This window comes from Vibrio ordalii ATCC 33509 (genome assembly GCA_000257205.1).
In the GTDB taxonomy this organism is placed as follows: domain Bacteria; phylum Pseudomonadota; class Gammaproteobacteria; order Enterobacterales; family Vibrionaceae; genus Vibrio; species Vibrio ordalii.
Genome location: AEZC01000134.1, coordinates 1 through 17,616 on the forward strand (window position 1 = coordinate 1; position 17,616 = coordinate 17,616).

General features: G+C 45.1%; 17 protein-coding genes and 1 tRNA gene. 14 read left to right on the plus strand and 4 right to left on the minus strand.

All coding sequences use genetic code 11. The features are described 5' to 3' along the window. Positions 1 to 66: 66 nt before the first annotated feature. The 9 genes from VOR_RS0109695 (at position 67) to luxS (ending at position 10,359) form a co-directional block, all read left to right on the plus strand. Positions 67 to 143 (plus strand) — tRNA-Arg (locus VOR_RS0109695). A 373-nt stretch (positions 144 to 516) separates the two neighbouring features. Next, the gene (locus VOR_RS0109700) at positions 517 to 771 is read left to right on the plus strand and encodes an oxaloacetate decarboxylase subunit gamma (RefSeq protein ID WP_010319511.1); all 255 of its coding nucleotides are present in this window, start codon (positions 517 to 519) and stop codon (positions 769 to 771) included. Positions 772 to 801: 30 nt separating this feature from the next. Further along, complete coding sequence (oadA, locus tag VOR_RS0109705; RefSeq protein WP_010319512.1) at positions 802 to 2,580, plus strand: sodium-extruding oxaloacetate decarboxylase subunit alpha; 1,779 nt, start codon at positions 802 to 804, stop codon at positions 2,578 to 2,580. Between the two features lie 9 nt (positions 2,581 to 2,589). Beyond that, a complete protein-coding gene (locus VOR_RS0109710; RefSeq protein WP_010319513.1) occupies positions 2,590 to 3,720 on the plus strand; it encodes a sodium ion-translocating decarboxylase subunit beta in 1,131 nt (376 codons plus the stop codon). 117 nt (positions 3,721 to 3,837) lie between these two features. After that, a complete protein-coding gene (locus VOR_RS0109715; RefSeq protein WP_010319514.1) occupies positions 3,838 to 4,788 on the plus strand; it encodes an NADP-dependent oxidoreductase in 951 nt (316 codons plus the stop codon). Then, the gene (locus tag VOR_RS0109720; RefSeq protein WP_010319515.1) at positions 4,782 to 5,243 is read left to right on the plus strand and encodes a YqaA family protein; all 462 of its coding nucleotides are present in this window, start codon (positions 4,782 to 4,784) and stop codon (positions 5,241 to 5,243) included. The genes VOR_RS0109715 and VOR_RS0109720 overlap by 7 nt, the downstream gene beginning before the upstream one ends. 9 nt (positions 5,244 to 5,252) lie before the next feature. Next, positions 5,253 to 8,108 (plus strand): M16 family metallopeptidase, encoded by a 2,856-nt coding sequence (locus tag VOR_RS0109725; RefSeq protein WP_010319516.1) that lies wholly within the window; start codon positions 5,253 to 5,255, stop codon positions 8,106 to 8,108. 102 nt (positions 8,109 to 8,210) lie between these two features. Continuing rightward, positions 8,211 to 9,776 (plus strand): glutamate--cysteine ligase, encoded by a 1,566-nt coding sequence (gene gshA, locus VOR_RS0109730; RefSeq protein WP_010319517.1) that lies wholly within the window; start codon positions 8,211 to 8,213, stop codon positions 9,774 to 9,776. A 64-nt stretch (positions 9,777 to 9,840) separates the two neighbouring features. Then, positions 9,841 to 10,359 carry an S-ribosylhomocysteine lyase gene (gene luxS / locus VOR_RS0109735; protein WP_010319518.1) on the plus strand — a complete coding sequence of 173 codons (519 nt, stop codon included), beginning with the start codon at positions 9,841 to 9,843 and terminating at the stop codon, positions 10,357 to 10,359. Positions 10,360 to 10,453: 94 nt separating this feature from the next. Here the strand turns inward: luxS and VOR_RS0109740 are convergent, their stop codons facing one another. Further along, complete coding sequence (locus tag VOR_RS0109740) at positions 10,454 to 11,728, minus strand: HlyC/CorC family transporter (RefSeq protein WP_010319519.1); 1,275 nt, start codon at positions 11,726 to 11,728, stop codon at positions 10,454 to 10,456. A gap of 83 nt (positions 11,729 to 11,811) precedes the next feature. Further along, positions 11,812 to 12,606, minus strand: coding sequence for a cytochrome C assembly family protein (locus VOR_RS0109745; RefSeq protein WP_010319520.1), 795 nt, complete (start codon positions 12,604 to 12,606; stop codon positions 11,812 to 11,814). A 306-nt stretch (positions 12,607 to 12,912) separates the two neighbouring features. Between VOR_RS0109745 and ffh the strand changes: the two genes are divergently transcribed. The 5 genes from ffh to rplS all read left to right on the plus strand — a co-directional run bounded on the left by ffh (position 12,913) and on the right by rplS (position 16,511). Beyond that, positions 12,913 to 14,295 (plus strand): signal recognition particle protein, encoded by a 1,383-nt coding sequence (gene ffh / locus VOR_RS0109750; RefSeq protein WP_010319521.1) that lies wholly within the window; start codon positions 12,913 to 12,915, stop codon positions 14,293 to 14,295. A gap of 214 nt (positions 14,296 to 14,509) precedes the next feature. After that, positions 14,510 to 14,758 carry a 30S ribosomal protein S16 gene (gene rpsP / locus VOR_RS0109755; RefSeq protein WP_010319522.1) on the plus strand — a complete coding sequence of 83 codons (249 nt, stop codon included), beginning with the start codon at positions 14,510 to 14,512 and terminating at the stop codon, positions 14,756 to 14,758. Positions 14,759 to 14,787: 29 nt separating this feature from the next. Then, the gene (rimM, locus tag VOR_RS0109760) at positions 14,788 to 15,342 is read left to right on the plus strand and encodes a ribosome maturation factor RimM (protein WP_013857691.1); all 555 of its coding nucleotides are present in this window, start codon (positions 14,788 to 14,790) and stop codon (positions 15,340 to 15,342) included. A 27-nt stretch (positions 15,343 to 15,369) separates the two neighbouring features. Beyond that, on the plus strand, positions 15,370 to 16,116 hold the full coding sequence (gene trmD / locus VOR_RS0109765) for a tRNA (guanosine(37)-N1)-methyltransferase TrmD (RefSeq protein ID WP_010319524.1): 747 nt from the start codon (positions 15,370 to 15,372) through the stop codon (positions 16,114 to 16,116). 41 nt (positions 16,117 to 16,157) lie between these two features. Further along, positions 16,158 to 16,511: a 50S ribosomal protein L19 gene (gene rplS / locus VOR_RS0109770; protein ID WP_010319525.1), complete on the plus strand. Its 354-nt coding sequence runs from the start codon at positions 16,158 to 16,160 to the stop codon at positions 16,509 to 16,511. A 69-nt stretch (positions 16,512 to 16,580) separates the two neighbouring features. On the opposite strand, the gene yacG is transcribed toward rplS, so the two are convergent. Both yacG and zapD read right to left on the minus strand, forming a co-directional pair. Next, a complete protein-coding gene (gene yacG / locus VOR_RS0109775; RefSeq protein ID WP_010319526.1) occupies positions 16,581 to 16,778 on the minus strand; it encodes a DNA gyrase inhibitor YacG in 198 nt (65 codons plus the stop codon). Between the two features lie 89 nt (positions 16,779 to 16,867). Then, positions 16,868 to 17,608, minus strand: a complete 741-nt coding sequence (zapD, locus tag VOR_RS0109780) for a cell division protein ZapD (protein ID WP_010319527.1) — start codon at positions 17,606 to 17,608, stop codon at positions 16,868 to 16,870. Positions 17,609 to 17,616 lie beyond the last annotated feature (8 nt).

Here is a 17,616-nt window from a genome sequence, read left to right on the forward strand (position 1 = left end):
CTTATTCAAAGGGTCATTGATCCTGATACTGTTAGCGATTATCGCTGATTAATATCAAAACTTTGCGCGCTCATAGCTCAGCTGGATAGAGTACCTGGCTACGAACCAGGCGGTCGGAGGTTCGAATCCTCCTGAGCGCGCCATTTATTAAGAAGCATCGCATTGTGCGGGGCTTTTTTATGTTGGTTTTTTTGTTGCTATTTTGTTAAATTGAAAATGGCAACTATTTGTTTTATCTTGTTAATCTGCAATGTTTTAACTCCCTCTCAGTATCTGCATCATTTTTTGATTAACGTAGCCGTATTGGCTAGTTAAATGCCCTTCTTAATAGAGAAAATTCAGAGTTTTGTGATTTGTGTGAGTAATTGTTCGCCGATTTTGTGTGTTATCTACAAGAGTCCCTTAAACAAAATTGACAATTATTAACCAATCGAGATAATCCTAATCCACTTGCCAAGATCGCATGTGTAAAAATGGATGGCAATTGTTGTCAGGATGACACAGAAAGGAAGCAACATGACTACTATTGGAAGCCTATTAGTTGACGCCGCCACCCTTATGATGACAGGGATGGCTGTAGTCTTTATTTTTCTAACTATTCTCGTTTATCTCGTTCGGTTAATGTCAACCTTGGTACCGGAAGATGTACCACAACCGATCGCAGCGCCGATTCAACATCGAAAAGTTCAATCAAACCCTTCAGCTGTAAGTCCGCAAATTGTGGCGGCAATTTCTGCAGCAGTGCACCAGCACCGCGCATTAGCTAAATAGCATAGAAAGGATGAAAAGGAGTTTATGAGCATGTCTAAACCACTAGCTATTACGGATGTGGTCCTTCGTGATGCCCATCAGTCACTATTTGCCACGCGCATGCGTATCGAAGACATGCTGCCCATTGCAGCAGAGCTTGATAAGATCGGTTATTGGTCACTGGAAACTTGGGGGGGAGCAACGTTTGATGCTTGCATCCGTTTTCTCGGTGAAGATCCATGGGAGCGTTTACGTTCGCTTAAGCAAGCGATGCCCAACACCCCAATGCAAATGTTGCTACGCGGCCAGAATTTACTAGGCTATCGCCACTATGCCGATGATGTTGTTGAAAAGTTTGTCGAACGAGCTCACGCGAATGGGATGGATGTTTTCCGTATTTTTGATGCGATGAATGATGTTCGCAATTTTGAAAAAGCGGTCAAAGCGACAATTGATGTTGGCGCACACGCGCAGGGCACACTGTCTTACACCACTAGCCCTGTTCATAATTCAGATACTTGGGTTGATCTTGCCAAGCGGTTGGAAGATCTCGGTTGCCACTCTTTGTGTATTAAAGATATGTCAGGGTTGCTCAAGCCGTATGAAGCTGAAGATCTGATCACCCGTATTAAATCCTCTTGTGCCGTACCTTTAGCGCTGCACAGCCATGCAACGACTGGTCTTTCAGCGGCAACAGCCGTTAAAGCGGTAGAAGCGGGTATCGATATTTTGGATACCGCTATCTCGTCAATGAGCCAAACTTACGGGCACACACCAACCGAGACAGTGGTCGCTATGCTTGAAGGAACCGAGCGTGATACGGGCCTGAGCCTGACACAGCTTGAACCGATTGCCACTTATTTTCGTGAAGTGCGTAAGAAATACGCTAAATGGGAAGGACAGTTAAAAGGTGTCGATTCTCGTATTCTTATTGCGCAGGTTCCTGGTGGTATGTTGACGAATATGGAAGGTCAACTAAAAGAACAAGGAGCGGCCGATCGCCTTGATGAGGTTCTTGAAGAGATCCCTCGTGTGCGAAAAGATTTAGGTTTCATTCCCCTTGTGACTCCAACATCTCAAATCGTAGGAACACAAGCGGTGATCAACGTCCTGACTGGTGAGCGCTATAAGAGCATCACGAAAGAAACTGCAGGGGTATTAAAAGGTGAATACGGTGCCACGCCTGCGCCAGTGAATACTGAGTTGCAAGCCAAGGTGTTGGGTAATCTTACGCCGATCACTTGCCGTCCAGCCGATTTGTTGGATGCAGAAATGGCCGTGTTGACCACTGAATTGCTTGAAAAGGCAAAAGCAGAGGGAATTTCATTAGCGGCAGATACGGTGGATGATGTTCTGACTTATGCATTGTTCCCGCAAGTTGGTTTGAAGTTCTTGAAAAATCGTCACAATCCAGATGCATTTGAGCCTGCGCCAACCGTGGAGTCAGCCAAACCTACACCTGCCACCGTTGTGACAAAAGGTGGTATTGAAACCTACAGTGTTAAAGTGGATGGGCAAATTTACACGGTTGAAGTGGGGCCACAAGGCCAGCTTAGCTCAATTGCTGCCAGCCAGTCTCAAGCAGCACAGTCATCAGGCGTGCCTGCAAGTAACAGTGCAGAAGCCGTTCCTTCACCACTCGCTGGCAACATTTTTAAAGTGAATGTTCAAGCTGGTTCTGAGGTGTTAGAAGGGGATGTGTTAGTGATTCTGGAAGCGATGAAGATGGAAACCGAGATCCGTGCGGCACGTGGCGGTATTGTTCAAGATCTTCATGTCAAAGAGGGTGATGCTGTGACTGTTGGTGCACCATTGCTGAGCTTAGCGTAAGGGAGAACCATGGACGGATTATTGACCTTATGGTCTGAAACAGGGATCGCTAATTTTCAGCTAGGCCAAATCTGCATGATTTTGGTCGGTTGTTTACTGCTGTTTTTGGCTATTCGCAAAGGCTTTGAGCCACTGCTGTTATTGCCGATCGGCTTTGGTGCGATTTTAGCGAATATTCCGAATGCGGGTTTTACCGAACCCGGCGGTCTGCTTTATTACGTTTATCATGTTGGTATTGAGACGGGCGTTTTTCCACTGCTGATTTTTATGGGCGTGGGCGCGATGACCGATTTCGGGGCGTTGATTGCAAACCCTAAAACGTTATGGCTAGGTGCGGCCGCTCAGTTTGGTATTTTCGCCACCCTGTTTGGTGCGATATTACTCAACTATGTGCCGGGTATGGAATTTACCATGGCCGATGCTGCGTCCATCGCCATTATTGGTGGAGCCGATGGCCCAACCGCTATTTTCCTTGCCAGTAAATTATCGCCGGATTTATTAGGTGCAATCGCTGTGGCGGCTTATAGCTATATGGCATTAGTTCCTATCATTCAGCCACCGATTATGAAGGCACTTACAACACCTGAAGAGCGAAAAATCAAAATGGCTCAGCTACGCCATGTTGGGAAGACAGAAAAAATACTGTTTCCTTTGGCGGTGCTATTGATGACGATTCTATTTTTACCGTCAGCAACGCCATTAGTGGGAATGTTCTGTCTAGGTAATTTAATGCGTGAATCGGGTGTGGTTGAGCGTCTATCCAAGACAGCGCAAAATGAACTGATCAATATCGTGACGATATTTTTAGGGCTAGGTGTTGGTTCAAAGTTGCAAGCCGATCAGTTCCTCAATTTGGAGACTTTAGGCATTTTAGCACTGGGCGCTGTTGCATTTAGTATTGGCACGGCTGGTGGTGTATTGATGGCGAAAGTGCTTAATAAATTTTCGAAAGAGGATATTAACCCTCTCATTGGCGCAGCTGGTGTGTCTGCGGTACCGATGGCCGCGCGAGTTGTGAATAAAGTGGGGCTTGAAGCTAATCCACAGAACTTCTTATTGATGCATGCTATGGGGCCAAATGTAGCGGGTGTTCTGGGCTCTGCTGTTGCGGCGGGCGTTTTGCTTGCTCTTGTTGGCTAAGCCTAGACGAGCCAATGGTTATTTTGCGAGCTAAAGATTAACTAGAAGCAATAAAATGGTATATATTCAAAGGGATGCTGAGGCATCCCTTTCTTTTTATCAATAGGGAAGTTTGACATGGATAATAAACAGATCGCAATGACTGAGTTTGGTGGACCAGAGGTGCTCGTTATTCAAACCAGTGACGTTCCTCAACCTAAAGCTGGCGAAGTGTTAGTAAAAGTGGCGTTTGCTGGTGTAAACCCTATTGATGTAAAAACTCGGGCGGGTCTGGGGTGGGCTGCAGCGCAAAACAAAGATAAACTGCCATGGGTGCCAGGTTACGATATTTCTGGACAAGTTGTTGAGGTGGGGAAAGATAATCGCCGCTTTCAGATTGGAGATAATGTGGCGGGCTTTGTTGGGTTTCCGTTGCGTGGTGGCGGTTACAGCCAATACCTGTGTGTGGCAGAAAGCGAACTCAGCCTTGTTCCTGATGCTGTGACTTTAGAAGCAGCTGCGGTGCTGCCACTGGCAGGGCAAACGGCGGCGCAAGCCCTAAATAAAGCGCAAGTGAAAGAGGGGGATTGCGTATTGATCCTCGCGGGCGCCGGTGGTGTCGGGCACTTAGCGGTACAAATTGCTTTAGCAGCAAAAGCCGAAGTGTATACCACGTGCAGCGAACAAAATTTGGATTATTTAGCGACTCTTGGTGCTCATGCGATTAATTACAATTTTGCTCCTGCTTCACAGCGTTTAGAAGAAGTGGATGTGCTGATTGATTTAGTCGGGGGTGATGCGGCTCTCGACGCTTTGAAATGCTTGAAAGATCATGCGCGTGTCGTTACTGTTCCCACTCTAAGTGCTGAGCTTATTTGTGAAAAAGCAAAATTACTTGGTTTTGAAGCCACAGGCATGTTAGTTGATCCTAATCCTGAACAGCTCGATACCATGCTTTATATGGTTAGCGTTGGCTTATTGAAAACGGAAATTCAAGCTGTTTATCCGATGGCGGAAGTGGCTGCGGCTCATCAACAGATTGAAACAGGCCATACTCGAGGCAAAGTTCTTCTTGATATGAAATGTTAGACATTTTTAGCACCTATTTGGAACCGCTCTCGTATTGGTTTGCTGGTTCTGCGCTGTGGGTGCTTTTTTTTAGTGGTTTTCTCAGTGCTACCTTATTACCGGGAAGCTCAGAAGCGAGTTTATTCGCCACATTAAGCCTGAATCAATTTCCCGTATTTTGGGTTATCGCCGTTGCAAGCGCTGGCAATACCCTCGGCGGTCTGACCAACTATTGGCTCGGTATCTGGTTGCCTAATCGAACTGAAAGCGAAAAGCACGGTCATAAAGCGTTAGCTTGGCTCAATAAATATGGTTATTGGGTCCTCTTATTCAGTTGGTTACCTGTGGTGGGCGATGTGCTTTGTTTGGCTGCAGGTTGGCTACGCATGAAATTTTTACCTACTTTTGTCATGATTTTGATCGGCAAAGCACTGCGTTACATCATGCTTTCCGCTGTATTCTATGGTTTTTTCTAAGGAGCTGTTATGAGAAAAATTTGGCTAGGTGCCCTTTCTCTTATTGCCATTTATGGCTGTTCATCAACGGTCGCACCTATCGCTTTTTTTTCATCATTACCGAAAGGGGTTACGCTGATTGAGCAGGTGGATGCTCAACCAGAAAAAGTGATGATCCCTTATGCAAAATATCAGATCGATAATGGCCTTACTGTCGTGCTCTCACCGGATCACTCAGATCCTTTAGTGCATGTCGATGTCACTTATCATGTGGGTTCGGCACGTGAAGAGGTTGGAAAATCAGGGTTTGCTCATTTCTTTGAACACATGATGTTTCAAGGAACGGAGCACGTTGGCGATCAAGAACATTTTCGTTTGATCACCGAAGCGGGAGGAACCATGAATGGGAGTACTAACCGTGACCGTACTAATTATTACCAAACCGTGCCTTCAAATCAGCTAGAAAAAGTGTTGTGGCTCGAATCTGATCGGATGGGATTTTTGCTCAACGCAGTTTCTCAACGTAAATTTGAGATCCAACGTGACACAGTAAAAAACGAACGTGCACAAAACTACGACAACCGCCCCTATGGCTTGATGTGGGAAAAAATGGCGGAGGCGATGTATGCCGAAGGACACCCTTATTCATGGCAAACCATTGGTTATGTCGAAGATCTTGACCGAGTGGACGTCAACGATCTTAAAGCGTTTTTCTTACGTTGGTATGGGCCGAATAATGCAGTGCTGACCATTGGTGGTGATATTGATGTTCAGCAAACACTTGAATGGGTTAATCAATATTTTGGCACCATACCGGCAGGCCCAGCCGTTGATAACGCACCTAAACAGCTGGCCCAGTTGGCGCAAGATCGTTTCATTACCTTGGAAGATCGCATTCAGCAACCCATGGTTGTGGTGGGCTGGCCGACAGAATATCGCGGTGCTCAAAGTCAAGCCTCGTTAGATGCGCTTGCCAAAGTGTTAGGCAGCGGTACCAATAGTTATCTCTACCAAGCGTTGGTCAAAACTCAAAAAGCCGTCAATGCGGGTGCATTCCAAGATTGCGCCGAATTGGCTTGTACCTTCTATGTTTATGCCATGGCCCCTTCGGGTGAAAAGGCTCAGCTTGCTCCTTTGTATCGAGAGTTAATGCAAACGCTCAGTCAGTTTGAGCAGCAAGGGGTAGATCAGAGTCGACTTGATCAAATTACCGGTATGGCGGAAGCGAATGCGGTCTTTGCGCTGCAAAGCGTATCTGGAAAAGTGACGCAGCTTGCGTCCAACGAAACGTTTTATGGGCAGCCTGATCGCCTAGAGCAGCAATTAGCTCAGATTCATGCGGTCACCCCAGAGTCAATTCAACAGGCTTATAAGCGCTTCATTGCTCATCAACATAAGGTTACCTTAAGTGTTGTACCTAAACATAAAGCCGATCTTGCCGTTCAAAAAGCCAATTTCGTACCCCCTAAAAGAGTGCTACCTGAGCATCAAACGATAACCGAAGATCAATTGGCTTATCGCCAGGTTGAAGATCAATTTGATCGCTCAATCATGCCTTCTGTGGCAAAAGGTGTGAAAGCACAAATGCCGACATTGTATGAACTCTATTTTGATAACGGTATTGAGTTATTAGCCACACAAACCAGCGAAACGCCGACCGTGCTAATTAATATCAATTTACCGGCAGGGGAGCGACACGCCGCGCGTGGCAAAGAAGGGTTAGCTAATTTAACCGCGGCGCTACTTGAAGAAGGCTCAACTCGACGCTCAGTGGAAGCGATTCAAGCTCAACTCGACACGTTAGGTTCGACTATCAGTGTTACTGCCAATGAGTATTCGACCAGTATTATCGTCTCTAGTTTGAAGAAGAATGTTGCAGCAACATTGGATGTGGTTGAAGAAGTTTTATTTCATCCTGCTTTCAAAGAGAGCGATTTTACACGGCTGAAACAACAGATGCTGGAAGGGTTGGTTTACCAGCACCAAACACCGGGCTGGCTTGCTTCACAAGCTACTCGTCAAGTGCTGTTTGGCAACTCTATTTTTGCGCGTTCAAGTGAAGGCACTGAGCAATCACTAAACGATTTAACCTTAGAAGATGTAAAACGCTTTTATGCGAAACATTACACGCCACATGGTACGCAAATCGTTGTGGTTGGCGACATTTCCAAAAAAGAGGTCGCTAAACAGTTAACCTTTTTAGGGCAGTGGCGTGGTGAAGCGTCTCCTTTGTTACGTCCCCAAGTGGTGAACTCACTGACAGAGCGGAAGATATATCTGGTTGATAAGCCTGATGCGCCGCAGAGCATCGTCCGTTTTGTGCGAAAATGGTTGCCTTTTGATGCCACTGGCGAGCTTTTTCTCAGCCAACTGGCTAACTTCAATTTAGCGGGCAACTTTAACAGCCGCATTAATCAAAATTTGCGTGAAGATAAAGGCTACACCTATGGCGCTGGGAGTTATTTCGCGAGCAATCGAGAAGTGGGCGCTATCGTTTTCAATGCTCAAGTGCGTGCTGATGCCACTGTAGCTTCAATCGTTGAAATAGAAAAAGAGATGGCAACATTCAGTCAAAGTGGCTTAACCGACCAAGAGCTAAAATTTATGCGCCTTGCTGTCGGCCAACAAGATGCACTGACGTATGAAACACCATCACAAAAAGCGCAGTTGCTTAGTAATATTTTGACCTATAGTTTGGATGAAGATTACCTACAGCAACGAAATGAACTGGTAGAAAACGTAAAAAAATCAACGCTCAATAAACTCGCCGCTAAATGGTTTGCACCACAAGAGTATCAAATTATCGTGGTGGGTGATGCGAAAACGTTGAAGCCACAACTTGAAAAATTAGATATTCCCGTAGAAGAGCTTGAAATCATCCGCTAGAGTACACATTTATAGGGGGCAGATTGTTTGCCTCCATTCTACTCTCTTGCTGAGTTAGAGCCGCTTTCATTCGGATCATTCACCTATAAGCGAATCATTATTTTGACTAATTTTGCCGCACGACTTGAACAAGTCACTAAAAAATCAGAAGTGTTTAAGCAGTTTGGCCGAGGCGTTGAGCGTGAAACGTTACGCTATACCCCAGAAGGCTCGTTAGCTCTGACTCCTCATCCAGAAGCACTCGGCAGCGCATTAACCAACCGTTGGATCACCACTGATTTTGCGGAGTCATTGCTTGAATTTATTACACCAGTCTCTCATGACGTGCCGACTTTACTCTCACAACTGGCGGATATTCACCATTTTGCTCAAACCAAATTGGGTGACGAAAAACTGTGGCCGCTTTCTATGCCTTGTTATGTTGGCAGCGAAGATGATATAGAACTGGCGCAATATGGTTCATCGAATACGGGTAAAATGAAAACCCTTTATCGAGAAGGTCTAAAGCGTCGTTACGGCAGCTTAATGCAGATCATTTCTGGCGTGCATTTCAATTTTTCATTTCCAGAATCATTTTGGGATGCCTTGTATGGCGATCAGACTGAATCCCAGCGCACTGAGACAAAATCGGCAGCCTATTTTGGTGTGATTCGTAATTACTACCGTTTTGGCTGGCTCATTCCCTATTTCTTTGGCGCATCACCTGCGTTATGTTCATCGTTTGTGCGCGGACGTGAAAGCCATCTGCCATTTGAACATATTGGTAAAACGCTTTATTTTCCTCATGCTACCTCGTTGCGCCTCAGTGATTTGGGTTATACCAATAGCGCGCAAAGTGGTTTGAAAATTGGTTTTAATAGCTTGGATCAATATCTAGAAGGGTTGAATCAGGCGATCCGCACCCCATCAAAAGAGTTTGCAGAACTAGGCGTGTATGTCGATGGTGAACATCGTCAGCTCAACAGCAATGTTTTGCAGATAGAAAACGAACTCTATGCACCGATCCGTCCTAAACGTGTGGCCAAAAATGACGAAAAGCCGTCACAAGCGTTAGAGAGAGGTGGAGTCGAATACATCGAAGTGCGTTCGTTAGACGTAAACCCGTTTAGCCCGATTGGTATTACTGAAGATCAAGTGCGTTTTCTCGATCTGTTCCTCACTTGGACAGCTCTTTCCGATTCAGATCCGATGGACAATTGTGAGCTGGCATGTTGGCGAGATAACTGGAACAAAGTGATTTTAGAAGGTCGTAAACCGGGTTTAGAGTTACAAATTGGCTGTCGCGGTGAGAAACTGACGCTGCAAGCGTGGGCGCATAGTGTATTTGATGACTTACGCAAAATAGCGCAAGTGATGGATAGTGCTTGTGGTGGTAACGCATACCAAGCCGTATGCGAGAAACTAAGCTCGTGGATTGATAATCCAGAATTAACCTTTTCCGCTCAACTGCTTGAACAGACTAAACAGTTTGGCGGGCTCGGTAAGGTGGGTTGTGCATTAGGAGCAGAATACCGACAAGCCAACCTGGCACATCACTATCAAACTTATTCTGAGTCTGTGATGGAAGAGGAAGTGCTGCGTTCTCGAGCCGCTCAGCAACAGATAGAACAACACGATACTCAAAGTTTTGAAGAATTTCTTGAAAGCTACTTTTCGTACCTAAAATGATCTCTCGATCATAATCTAACATTGATAGGCAGAGCATCGCTCTTTGCCAAATAAGGAGAAAGCAATGCCATTACTCGACAGTTTTACGGTAGATCACACTCGTATGCATGCGCCTGCGGTACGTGTGGCAAAAAATATGCAGACGCCTAAAGGGGATACAATCACCGTATTTGATCTCCGTTTTACTGCTCCAAACAAAGATATTCTTTCAGAAAAAGGGATCCACACTTTAGAGCATTTATACGCTGGCTTTATGCGCGCGCACTTAAATGGTCATGATGTAGAAATCATCGACATCTCACCTATGGGCTGCCGCACAGGTTTTTACATGAGCTTGATTGGCGCGCCAACAGAAGCGCAAGTGGCGCAAGCGTGGTTAGCGGCGATGCATGATGTGCTAAAAGTAGAGAGCCAAGATCAGATCCCTGAACTAAACGAATACCAATGTGGTACAGCCTCAATGCACTCGTTAACAGAAGCTAAAGAGATTGCTCAAGCGATTATCACGGCAGGTATTGCGGTGAATAAAAATGATGAGCTTGCTTTACCTGAGTCGATGCTCAAAGAGCTGAAAGTGGATTAAAGATCGCCAGATCTGGCCCTTTAAAAACAATTTAAAAACAAAAAGCTTGGCAGTGACCAAGCTTTTTTTCTTTCTTTTATGCAGTGACTGGCGATTAATGTTTTTTGGTTTTGCGTGGAAAGACTTTAACCTGCTTAATGCGGTTTTCTTCTACATCCACAATCTCCATCGCATGGCCAGAAACTTTGACACTTAAATGGCTACTTGGAATATCTTCAAGGTGCTCCAAAAGTAAACCGTTTAAGGTTCTTGGGCCCGTTGTTGGCAGTTTCCACTTCAGCCCTTTGTTAATGTCACGGATATTTGCGCTGCCATCAATCAAGAAGCTGCCATCACTTTGTGGGGTAATTTCATCGGCTAAGCTTGGTGCCATCGAGGTGGTGAATTCTCCTACAATCTCTTCGAGAATATCTTCAACAGTGATCAAGCCATTGATATCACCGTATTCATCAACGATCAGGCCAATCCGTTCTTTGTTGCGTTGGAATTTAAGTAATTGTACGTTGAGCGGTGTGCCTTCCGGGATGAAGTAGACTTCATCAGCGGCACGTAAAATCATCTCTTTATTGAACTCTTTTTTTTCCAACATCAAACGAGAAGCATCACGAAGGCGCAATATGCCCACCGCTTCATCAATTTTGTCTCGGTAAAGCACCACGCGTCCGTGTGGCGAGTGAGTTAACTGACGCACGATAGATTTCCAATCATCATTAATATTGATACCAGTAATTTCGTTACGTGGGATCATGATGTCGTTCACTGTGACATGTTCAAGGTCGAGAATGGAAAGCAGCATATCTTGGTGGCGACGAGGAATAAGACCACCCGCTTCGTTGACGACGGTTCTTAATTCTTCAGAACTCAAGTGAGCGTCACCACCATGCTTGGCCTTAAGGCCCAGTAAGCGGATGAAACCATTGGTGATGAAGTTAATGAACATCACCAATGGTGACAATATCTTCATTAAGAAGATCAGTAAGATGCTGCTGGCGTAAGATACGCGTTCAGGGTAAAGCGCGGCCAATGTTTTTGGTGTCACTTCAGCAAAAACCAGAACGACCAAAGTCAGCGCACCGGTAGCAATGGCCACTCCTAGATCCCCATAAAGGCGCATACCGATTATAGTGGCAATCGCAGAGGCTAAAATATTGACTAGGTTGTTGCCGATGAGGATCAAACCAATGAGGCGATCTGGACGATCAAGCAGTTTTTCAACACGCTTTGCACCTTTGTGGCCGGTATTGGCCAAGTGCTTTAAGCGGTAGCGGTTCAAAGACATCATGCCGGTTTCTGAACCTGAAAAATAAGCCGAAATTACGATGAGACCCGCGAGTAGTGCAAACAATATACCCGTTGAAATGTCGTCCAAAACGTGGTGTTTCCTTATAAATAGTGTGATTAAGTAATGATCTAATTAAATGAATGTGTCAATACGCTATCAAACGTGTTGAGTTAGCTCAAAATGATTTCTTTTACAAAACGGCTACCAAAGTAGGCCAGTGTCAGTAAGGTTGCACCAGCGACAGCAAACCAAGTCACTTTTCTACCGCGCCAACCTTTTCGGTAATGTCCCCACAACAATACAGAATAGACAACCCAAGCAATGAAAGACAAAATACCTTTATGCGCTTTGCCTTGAGCAAACATATCACCGACAAAATCAAATCCAGTAATCAAGGTACCAGTAAGCAATACGTTACCTATCAAGATGATTTTAAACAGTTGCCTTTCTACCATCAGTAGTGGTGGCAAATTGGGGTTGATGGTTAGCATCTTCTTTTTCTTTAGCTTGTAGTCCAGCCAAGCCAATTGCAAAGCGTAGAGTGCGCCAATCGAAAGGGTTGAATACGAAAATAGTGCTAGAGAAATATGCAACAACAGCGGCGGATTGTTTTCTAAGTGAGTCATAAACATACTGGGAAGAAATGAGGCGGCGCTGACGTTGATCGCGGCGAAGCTGTACACAACTGGCAACAGAAACCACAAGCGCGTTTTTAACATCGCAATGCTCATCACCAGTGAGATGATAAAGCTGATCAATGATGCCACATTGAGCATGCTGAGGTTTTGCCCATTAGCGTTGAAGATTAAATCACTCAGTAACCACGCATGAAAAGCCAGCGCCAGTGCTGAACTGAACAATACTGTCTGCACACGAATCCCAGTTTGATTAACTAAGCCTGGAATAATGGTCGCTATGGATAAAAAATACAAAATAGTGGCGACTATTGCGATTAAGTTTTCCATACTTCTTACAAAATGGTGGCTAAATTGGCGAATTATACCTTGCATCACGATAATGAGCTACGTTGGATACCGATTGATTTGATATATCACCATCTTAGTTCTACTTAAGGTGCAAATAATTGATAGAGCGAAGACTTTTATTTGCTCTATCGCTGAGATAATGCTTTTTTAACGCTCTGGTTTTTGAATCGAATGTTGTGTTTTATCGGGTTAAGTCGCTTATCGCGAAGCGTCAATGGGTATGACTATTAGATTGGCTAAGGTATACTGACCCCAATTAATCGCCGAACTAGCGAAGAGACAACGATGTTTGAAAATTTAACGGATCGACTATCCAAGACGCTGAAAAATATCAGCGGTAAAGGCCGTCTCACCGAAGAGAATATTAAAGAAACCCTACGCGAAGTGCGCATGGCGCTGCTTGAAGCGGACGTGGCACTGCCTGTAGTGCGTGATTTTGTCGCTCGAGTTAAAGAGGGCGCAGTGGGTGTTGAGGTGTCTAAATCGCTGACACCGGGACAAGAGTTCATCAAGATTGTTCAAGCGCAGCTTGAAGCGGTAATGGGCGAATCTAACGAAGCGCTTAACCTTGCAGCCCAGCCGCCAGCAGTGATTTTAATGGCGGGTTTACAAGGTGCAGGTAAAACTACCAGTGTTGGTAAGCTTGCTAAGCTGCTTAAAGAACGCGATAAAAAGAAAGTGCTGGTGGTTTCGGCTGACGTTTATCGTCCAGCGGCGATAAAACAGCTTGAAACGCTAGCTAACGATCTGGACGTTGAATTTTTTCCTTCTTCAGCCGACCAAAAACCGATTGATATCGCCAATGCGGCCATTGACCATGCGAAGAAGAAATTCTTCGATGTGCTGATTGTCGACACTGCAGGCCGTCTTGCGATTGATGAACTGATGATGGCAGAGATCCAAGATCTGCATGCGGCGATTAATCCGATTGAAACATTATTCGTCGTGGATGCCATGACGGGGCAAGATGCCGCGAACACCGCAAAAGCCTTTGGTGATGCGCTGCCGTTAACGGGGGTTATCTTAACCAAAGTTGATGGTGATGCTCGAGGTGGTGCCGCACTTTCCGTTCGTCATATCACCGGTAAACCGATTAAATTCTTAGGGGTCGGTGAAAAAACTGACGCGCTCGAGCCTTTCCATCCTGATCGTATTGCATCACGCATATTGGGGATGGGCGATGTTCTCTCATTAATTGAAGATCTACAACGTAATGTTGATCACGAGCAAGCAGAACGCCTAGCTAAAAAATTCAAGGAAAAGAAAGGATTTGATTTAGAAGATTTCCGCGAACAGCTCGGGCAAATGCAGAATATGGGCGGCATGATGGGCATGCTCGATAAACTGCCTGGCATGGCAAACCTACCTGCCAACGTGAAAGATAAGGTCGATGATAAGATGTTCAAGCAGATGGAAGCGATCATCTGTTCGATGACCATGCACGAGCGTCAGCACCCAGACATGATAAAAGGTTCACGTAAAAAACGTATCGCGACGGGTTCTGGCACCCAAGTACAAGATGTTAACCGCTTACTGAAACAGTTCACCCAAATGCAGAAAATGATGAAAAAAATGCAGAAAGGTGGCATGAAAGGCATGATGCGTAATATGCAAGGCATGATGGGCGGAATGGGTGGTATGGGCGGCGGCGGTTTCTTTGGTCGTTAACCTAACTCATTGCGATGCTTAAAATTTACTAAAGCGTGATGTCCATCACTGCAAAAGCATAATGCTTCTGCTGGTGAAAAAATAGCTAAACCCCTTGCAAAGCCTCGGAATAAGAGTAAAATTCCGAGGCTTTATTTTGGCACGAGACCCCAGGCTGTTTTTCGTAAATGGTTTTTGGGGTTAATTTTATTATTGAGAAAGCAAAGAGGACGACATGGTAACCATTCGTTTGGCACGTCACGGCGCTAAAAAGCGTCCATTTTATCAAATCGTAGTTGCGGATAGCCGTAACGCAGTAACTGGCCGTTTCATCGAGAAAGTAGGTTTCTTTAATCCTACGGCTACTGGCCAAGAAGAAGGCCTACGTGTTGATCTAGATCGCGTTAACCATTGGGTTGGTCAAGGCGCATCTCTATCTGATCGCGTAGCTAAGCTAGTAAAAGACGCTCAAAAAGCGGCTTAATTCTTACTTTTATAGAAGAACATTAGCTTATGTCGATGAAAGGTAAAGAAACAATGAGCAAAGAAAACGAAAAGATTGTTATGGGCAAGTTTGGTGCTACCTATGGCATTCGTGGCTGGCTCAAAGTTTTTTCCTACACAGACGAAGCTGAAAGTATTTTTGATTACAGCCCTTGGTTTATTAACCAAAAAGGCCAGTGGATCGAGTACAAAGTAGAGAGTTGGAAGCGCCATGGTAAGAGTATGGTGGTAAAACTTGAAGGTTTAGATGTTCGAGAAGACGCACATCTACTCACCAACTTTGAAATTGCTATTGATCCCGCATCATTACCAGAATTGTCAGCAGATGAATTCTACTGGCGTGAATTGTTCGGTATGCAAGTTATTACCACTAAGGGGTATAACCTTGGTGAGGTCACTGACCTATTAGAAACTGGCTCCAACGATGTTCTGGTTGTGAAAGCGAATTTGAAAGATGCTTTTGGCCAAAAGGAACGGTTGGTACCGTACCTTGAAGAGCAAGTGATCAAGAATGTTGATCGCGAAGCTCGACGGATCGAAGTTGACTGGGATCCGGCATTCTAACTCTAAAATTTCAGAGCGAGAGAACACATGTGGGTTGGCGTTATAAGCCTATTTCCTGAAATGTTCCGTTCTGTTACTGATTTTGGAGTAACAGGTCAAGCGGTTAAAAAAGGTTTGCTGTCTATTGAAGCTTGGAATCCTCGAGATTTCACTCATGACAAACATCGCACCGTCGATGACAGACCTTACGGTGGTGGTCCTGGAATGCTCATGATGGTTCAGCCTTTGCGCGATGCCATTCATGCAGCAAAACAAGCCGCACCGGGAAAGACGAAAGTCATTTACCTTTCTCCTCAAGGTCGAAAACTCGACCAAAAAGGAGTCGAAGAGCTGGCGACGAATGAGAACCTAGTTCTTATTTGCGGACGCTATGAAGGGGTAGATGAGCGTATCATCCAATCAGAAGTTGACGAAGAATGGTCGATTGGTGATTTTGTGATGACAGGCGGCGAACTGCCAGCCATGACGTTGATTGATTCTGTCTCTCGGTTTGTTCCGGGAGTATTAGGAGATTTCGCATCAGCAGAAGAAGATTCTTTTGCCAATGGTTTGCTAGATTGCCCGCACTATACGCGTCCTGAAGTGTTAGATGGAAAAGAAGTACCTGCGGTACTGAAATCCGGTAATCACGAGGATATTCGTCGCTGGCGGCTGAAACAGTCGTTGGGCCGAACTTGGCATAGAAGGCCAGAGCTCCTGGAAAACCTAGCTCTGACTGACGAACAGGAACTATTACTGGTTGAGTTCATTAAAGAAACTCAAATACATCAGTAACCTATTTAATTTAGTATCAGTTTATTCTAGGAATTTTTAAAATGAGTAACATCATCAAGGCTCTTGAAGAAGAGCAAATGAAACAAGGCCTACCTAAATTCGCACCAGGTGACACTGTTGTTGTTCAAGTTAAGGTAAAAGAAGGTGATCGTGAGCGTCTACAGGCTTTTGAAGGCGTTGTAATCGCAATCCGTAACCGTGGCCTACACTCTGCATTCACTGTTCGTAAGATCTCTAACGGTGAAGGTGTTGAGCGTACGTTCCAAACTCACTCTCCAGTGGTTGATAGCATTGAAGTTAAACGCCGCGGTGCAGTACGTCGTGCCAAACTGTACTACCTACGTGAGCGTTCTGGTAAGTCAGCTCGTATCAAAGAGAAACTTGCTAAGAAGTAATGCTATAAACTAGCGTTCTCATAGTAATAAACAGGGGTCGAGTAATCGACCCCTGTTTTTATATGTGCGCTAATATTGATCTTCTGACCAACCATCACTGTCTGACATATCCGGTGCACCGGGAATACTTTTTTCCTCATCGGCCCACTCGCCAAAATCGATCATCTGACACTGTTTGGAACAAAAAGGACGATAAGGGCTCTGTTCTCCCCATTCGACATCGGCTTTGCACTGCGGGCATTTTACAATGGTAATTTTCTTTGACATAACGGACTTCAAGTAACGATGGATAGGCGTAAGTGTATTACCTAACGCAATGGAAAGTAAGAGTCAGTCGGGAATTGAAGCGGAATTGATTAACAGCAGACGGCGAGATCAAACTCGATATCGCACCCTGTTGCTTGGCCTGATTGGAATTCGATAAACTTAATCGCGAAGCGATTTTTATGGCCAGAGATCATGGGATATACCCCATACTCAAGTGGGATCGACAAGCGCAAGATATTAGCGTCTTCTGCATCGCTTTGATAAAAACCTAATCGTGCTAGGCGTGCTTTAAAATGGCCCGTTTCGCGGGTTAATTTCAGCCAAAGTTGCAACGCATCTGATAACGGTCGCAGCGTTTCCATCCATTGGTGCGCATCTTGGGTCTTCTTTTCTATCGGAATGTGTAGCCAGTAGTGCAGGGCTGGTAGGTCGAAACAGCACGACCCGCCCGGTAAATTAAAACGTTGGCGAATCGTGCTTAAGAAACGATCTTCTTTGAGTGATTGACCAAAGCGTTCAGCGCTCATTAAATTACGATGGACCTCGTCGATCTCTTCAAGGAGCGATAGCAACATTTCTTGATCAACACCATCCACATTGAGCCAGCTACGGTAGTTCAAACGCTGTTTTTCAATATCTTTAGCCAACTCGCTTTTGAGTTGGATCTGTTCGAAGATTTCGAGTAAATCAAACAATGAACGAAAGAAGAGTTGGTGTTGAATACCGTCACGAAACTGAGCGGAATGCATCAACTGGTTAAGCAGCGCTTCGACTCTTAAATAGATACGAGTTTTTTCGTTCAGTGGGTGTTCAAACTTATGCGTGGTCATCTAGCTAG

What these genes read in the sequence shown, in the direction of transcription:
- VOR_RS0109700 (WP_010319511.1), top strand. Translation starts at nt 517, where the DNA reads ATGACTACTATTGGAAGCCTATTAGTTGACGCCGCCACCCTTATGATG.
- oadA (WP_010319512.1), top strand. Translation starts at nt 802, where the DNA reads ATGTCTAAACCACTAGCTATTACGGATGTGGTCCTTCGTGATGCCCAT.
- VOR_RS0109710 (WP_010319513.1), top strand. Translation starts at nt 2,590, where the DNA reads ATGGACGGATTATTGACCTTATGGTCTGAAACAGGGATCGCTAATTTT.
- VOR_RS0109715 (WP_010319514.1), top strand. Translation starts at nt 3,838, where the DNA reads ATGGATAATAAACAGATCGCAATGACTGAGTTTGGTGGACCAGAGGTG.
- VOR_RS0109720 (WP_010319515.1), top strand. Translation starts at nt 4,782, where the DNA reads ATGTTAGACATTTTTAGCACCTATTTGGAACCGCTCTCGTATTGGTTT.
- VOR_RS0109725 (WP_010319516.1), top strand. Translation starts at nt 5,253, where the DNA reads ATGAGAAAAATTTGGCTAGGTGCCCTTTCTCTTATTGCCATTTATGGC.
- luxS (WP_010319518.1), top strand. Translation starts at nt 9,841, where the DNA reads ATGCCATTACTCGACAGTTTTACGGTAGATCACACTCGTATGCATGCG.
- VOR_RS0109745 (WP_010319520.1), bottom strand. Translation starts at nt 12,606, where the DNA reads ATGGAAAACTTAATCGCAATAGTCGCCACTATTTTGTATTTTTTATCC.
- ffh (WP_010319521.1), top strand. Translation starts at nt 12,913, where the DNA reads ATGTTTGAAAATTTAACGGATCGACTATCCAAGACGCTGAAAAATATC.
- rpsP (WP_010319522.1), top strand. Translation starts at nt 14,510, where the DNA reads ATGGTAACCATTCGTTTGGCACGTCACGGCGCTAAAAAGCGTCCATTT.
- rimM (WP_013857691.1), top strand. Translation starts at nt 14,788, where the DNA reads ATGTCGATGAAAGGTAAAGAAACAATGAGCAAAGAAAACGAAAAGATT.
- trmD (WP_010319524.1), top strand. Translation starts at nt 15,370, where the DNA reads ATGTGGGTTGGCGTTATAAGCCTATTTCCTGAAATGTTCCGTTCTGTT.
- rplS (WP_010319525.1), top strand. Translation starts at nt 16,158, where the DNA reads ATGAGTAACATCATCAAGGCTCTTGAAGAAGAGCAAATGAAACAAGGC.
- yacG (WP_010319526.1), bottom strand. Translation starts at nt 16,778, where the DNA reads ATGTCAAAGAAAATTACCATTGTAAAATGCCCGCAGTGCAAAGCCGAT.
- zapD (WP_010319527.1), bottom strand. Translation starts at nt 17,608, where the DNA reads ATGACCACGCATAAGTTTGAACACCCACTGAACGAAAAAACTCGTATC.